Source organism: Hyalangium sp. (genome assembly GCF_035629615.1).
In the GTDB taxonomy this organism is placed as follows: Bacteria; Myxococcota; Myxococcia; order Myxococcales; family Myxococcaceae; genus Hyalangium.
In genome coordinates, this window is the sequence record NZ_DASPHO010000848.1 from 1 (window position 1) to 3,548 (window position 3,548).

Below are 3,548 nucleotides of genomic sequence, written 5' to 3' on the forward strand. Positions count from 1 at the left end.
CCTACGTGCATCGCATCGGCCGCACGGGGCGCGCGGGAAAAGGGGGCCTCGCCATCTCCATCATCACTCCGCAAGACGAGCGCAAGGTCGAGACCCTCGAGCAGGCCACGGGCGTGAAGCTGGAGCGCCCGAGCGCGGAGACGTTGCCCCCGGTAGACGCCACGAGCGGGGTGCCGCTCGACACTCCCTGGGAGACGCTCCTTATCTCCGCCGGACGCAAGGACAAGATGAGGCCGGGAGATATCCTCGGAGCCCTGACGGGAGAGGCCGGCGGGCTCCGTGCGTCCGATGTCGGCAAGATCGAGATCCAGGATCGCTGGTCCTACGTGGCCGTCTCCAAGAGCATTGTGCGTGTGGCCCTCCAGCGGCTGCGCGATGGTCGGATAAAAGGGCGCAAGCACCACATCGACTGGGTGCGGTAGAGCAGCACCCTCCCGCCAGAGATTGGGAACATGAGTCCTCCCCTTCTGCGTGACTTCGTCCGCGGCTTCCGCGCCGTCATTCCTCTGTGGCTGGGACTCGTCCCCTTCTCCCTGGCCTACGCGGTGACAGCGCGCAGCGCGGGGCTTGGGGTGCTCGACACACAGCTCATGAGCGCGCTCGTCTTCGCGGGCGGTGCCCAGTTCAGCGCTGCGGGCCTCTTTGCGGCGGGAGCCTCGGGTGTGGAGATCGTCCTCACCACGCTCCTGCTCAATGTCCGCCACGTCCTCTACGGACTGTCGCTCTCACAGAGGCTCCCCCTGGCCCCGGCCGAGAAGCTGGTAGCCGCGCACTTCCTCACGGACGAGGCGTATGGGGTAGCGCTCGCCGATCCGCGGCCCTCCTTCGGCTACCTGCTGGGCGCAGAGCTGAGCGTCTTCGTGCCGTGGAACCTGTTCACGCTCGCGGGCTCGCTCATGGGGCAGGGGCTGCCGGATCCTGCACGGCTCGGGGTGGACTTCGTCTTCCCACTGGCCTTCCTCGTCCTGCTCGTACCGATGCTGCGCGGCGCGGTGGAAGCCGGCGTCGCCGTGCTGTCCGGCAGTCTGGCGTTCGGGCTCTCCCAGGTGCTGCCTGGAGGGGTTGCCCTCCTCATCGCGGGGGTGGTGGGCAGCCTCGTCGGAGCTCTCTGCACGACGGACCGCCCGAAGGATCAGAACCCGGCCGAGCCGGAGGCCACATGAGCGCGCTGCCCATCATCCTGGGGATGGCCGCCGTCACCTATGCAACGCGGATCGCAGGCCTGTGGCTGCGCGCGAGTGTGCCTCCGTTCTGGAAGCGCTTCCTGCGCTTCGTGCCGATCGCCGTCTTTGCCGCCCTGGTCGTTCCCGCGCTCCCTGGTGCTCGCGGAGAGGCGGGGGTGCGGATCCTCGCAGCAGCCCTGGCCGCGGGGGTGAGCTGGAGGTTTCGCAAGCTCTGGCTCGGCATTGCGGTCGGCATGGCGGCTTACTGGGGACTGCGCTGAAGCACTCCGGCCCCGAGCCAGCTGGCAGGCGGCGTCACGGGGCAGAGGGGCCCTGGAAGCCCTTCGCACGGAACGTCAGCACCAGCGTGTCCCGGTGGCCCAGCTCACCCATCGGCTGGATCGGCGTGCTCTCATGGATCACTCGCTCATCGTCGAGCAGTAGCGCCGACCACGGCTCGCTCAGCGTGAAGCGGATGCCGCGCGGGCCAGCAGCCTCGAACACGCGCGTCTCGCCGCCCTTGATGCCCTCGCGCCCGATGAGCAGGACGGCGACGAAGTCCACCCCGTCGCGGTGCGCTCCTTCAGGCGTCGGCCGGCCGATGCCATCCCTCGTGTCGATGCGAAACTGGTGCGCCTCGACGTACCACGGTTGCGGTCCCTTCAGCGCGGAGCAGCACGCGGCGAGGCCGCGGAGCAACTGCTGCCAGCACGGCTGCGCAACGATGGCCGGCGTCATCGGCTCGAACCAGCGCTCCACTCCACCGTGCAGCGCGTTGTATTCGACCGGCTGCCAGTGCGCGCGGGATGGCACCGGGATGACCGCCGCCCCCTCGACGACGAAGCACGAGTGCCGGCGCGAGCGATAGCGGCCGCCGTCGCGCAGGTACCCGTCGGGCGGCAGGCCGTCCCAGGTTGGGCGCATGGCATCGAGCTCAGCAGCCGGGGTGCCCACGAGCTCGCACAGGCCCTCTCGACTGAGGACGGCATAGCCGCGGTCCTGAAGGACGGCGACGACTTCGGAAGGCCGGGTGACGGGCGGTGAGAGGCTCATGGGCTCGGAAGCAACGTTAACGAAAATGGCCCAGACTCGGCGGCTCATTCGACGTGGCGACCGCTCGCACCGTCGGACGCCTACCTGGGGTTCCTGCCGCGCGCATCCTCCCCTGAGCCGTTACGCGTGACCGGCAGCATGCTGGGCACTGACGCCGGAGTCCGGGGGACGGGAGCACGGGAGCCGGACCGTGAAGCAGGTACCCACTCCAGGAGTACTCTGGACGTGGACGGTGCCGCCAAGCGCCGAGACGATCTCGTGCGCGATGTAGAGCCCGAGGCCCAGCCCGCCGTACTCGCGCGCGGACACAGCGCGCTCGAAGCGCTCGAAGATGTGTGGAAGCTTGTCTGGCGCAATGCCGATGCCGTGGTCCTTCACGGAGAGAAGCGCGGTGCCATGCTCGGAGGTGACAGAGATCTCAACGGGCTTGCGGCTGCCGAACTTGAGCGCGTTGGCGAGGAGGTTGGTGATGACCTGCTCGAGGCGGATCCTGTCCCAGCGGCCGATGACGAGCGGTTCGGTATGGATGAGGAGGGGTGAACAAGAGCGCGCGGACTCTTCACGGAAGTGCTCGACGACGTCGCGGGTGATGACGGCAAGATCGACTTCTTCGGTGGATGGTCTGGCGCTAGTCCAGCACGAGGACCATGCAGCAGTCGGCGAGGAAGGGAACAGCCAGGCGGGCGACGCGGCTCAGGGTCGTCTCGTAGTCGAGGGACTCGGCCACGGCCATCGAGGACTCGGCGAGGAAGCGGACAGCGCGCTCAGCCCGACGGCGCTCCTCGACTTCGACATGCAGCTTCTCGAAGAGGGGGCTGTTCTCCAGCCAGAGGCCTTCCACTGACGCCAGGCCTCGCGGAGGTCGAGCTCGAGAGCCTCCGCGCTCTGGTAGCGCTCCTCCGGCATCTTCGCGAGCAGCTTGAGGACGATGTCGGAGAGGGCTCTGGGAATGTCCAGCCCGCGCAACATCTCATGCTCGTGGCGAAGCACGGCGGTGGCATGAGCGGCCGAGGGCCCTGGCTGGACTGACTTGAGGATCCGGAGCCTGCCAGTGCTCTCCTCCTGGACGCGGAAGACGGCGTACTGGCGCCCCTGATGGATGGGGAGAAAGTCGTGATAGCCAGGAATCTGTAGCAAGCGACCCCTCCCTGGATGAAGCAGTTCGAGACCGCTCCCAAGATCACCATGGAGGCGACAGGGGCCCTTCAGAAGCTCCGGGAAGGAGGGCCACTGACCGCTCGATCGTGAGGCCTGAAGCCTGATAAAGCCAGGCGCGATGGCCACCACCAACCACCTCGAGGAACACCGAGTTGCGCTGACCGGTCACTGCTA

General features: G+C 67.8%; 6 protein-coding genes. 3 read left to right on the plus strand and 3 right to left on the minus strand.

From position 1 onward, the window contains the following. The 3 genes from VD972_RS42600 to VD972_RS42610 all read left to right on the plus strand — a co-directional run. On the plus strand, nucleotides 1-422 hold a 422-nt coding region (locus VD972_RS42600; RefSeq protein ID WP_324995346.1), incomplete at its 5' end, for a DbpA RNA binding domain-containing protein. 30 nt (nucleotides 423-452) lie between these two features. Continuing rightward, nucleotides 453-1,163 (plus strand): AzlC family ABC transporter permease, encoded by a 711-nt coding sequence (locus VD972_RS42605; protein WP_324995348.1) that lies wholly within the window; start codon nucleotides 453-455, stop codon nucleotides 1,161-1,163. After that, the gene (locus VD972_RS42610; protein WP_324995350.1) at nucleotides 1,160-1,444 is read left to right on the plus strand and encodes an AzlD domain-containing protein; all 285 of its coding nucleotides are present in this window, start codon (nucleotides 1,160-1,162) and stop codon (nucleotides 1,442-1,444) included. Before VD972_RS42605 ends, VD972_RS42610 begins: the two co-directional genes overlap by 4 nt. Nucleotides 1,445-1,478: 34 nt before the next feature. Here VD972_RS42610 and VD972_RS42615 read toward each other — a convergent pair whose 3' ends face one another. The 3 genes from VD972_RS42615 to VD972_RS42625 form a co-directional block, all read right to left on the minus strand. Further along, nucleotides 1,479-2,216, minus strand: coding sequence for a 2OG-Fe dioxygenase family protein (locus tag VD972_RS42615; RefSeq protein WP_324995354.1), 738 nt, complete (start codon nucleotides 2,214-2,216; stop codon nucleotides 1,479-1,481). A 120-nt stretch (nucleotides 2,217-2,336) separates the two neighbouring features. Further along, nucleotides 2,337-2,891, minus strand: a complete 555-nt coding sequence (locus tag VD972_RS42620) for a HAMP domain-containing sensor histidine kinase (protein WP_324995356.1) — start codon at nucleotides 2,889-2,891, stop codon at nucleotides 2,337-2,339. Then, nucleotides 2,845-3,057 carry a hypothetical protein gene (locus VD972_RS42625; protein WP_324995352.1) on the minus strand — a complete coding sequence of 71 codons (213 nt, stop codon included), beginning with the start codon at nucleotides 3,055-3,057 and terminating at the stop codon, nucleotides 2,845-2,847. The genes VD972_RS42620 and VD972_RS42625 overlap by 47 nt, the downstream gene beginning before the upstream one ends. Nucleotides 3,058-3,548: the final 491 nt, after the last annotated feature.

Bases quoted from the DNA above. Each gene is read 5' to 3' on its own strand.
- VD972_RS42605 (WP_324995348.1), top strand. From the start codon at position 453: ATGAGTCCTCCCCTTCTGCGTGACTTCGTCCGCGGCTTCCGCGCCGTC.
- VD972_RS42615 (WP_324995354.1), bottom strand. From the start codon at position 2,216: ATGAGCCTCTCACCGCCCGTCACCCGGCCTTCCGAAGTCGTCGCCGTC.
- VD972_RS42610 (WP_324995350.1), top strand. From the start codon at position 1,160: ATGAGCGCGCTGCCCATCATCCTGGGGATGGCCGCCGTCACCTATGCA.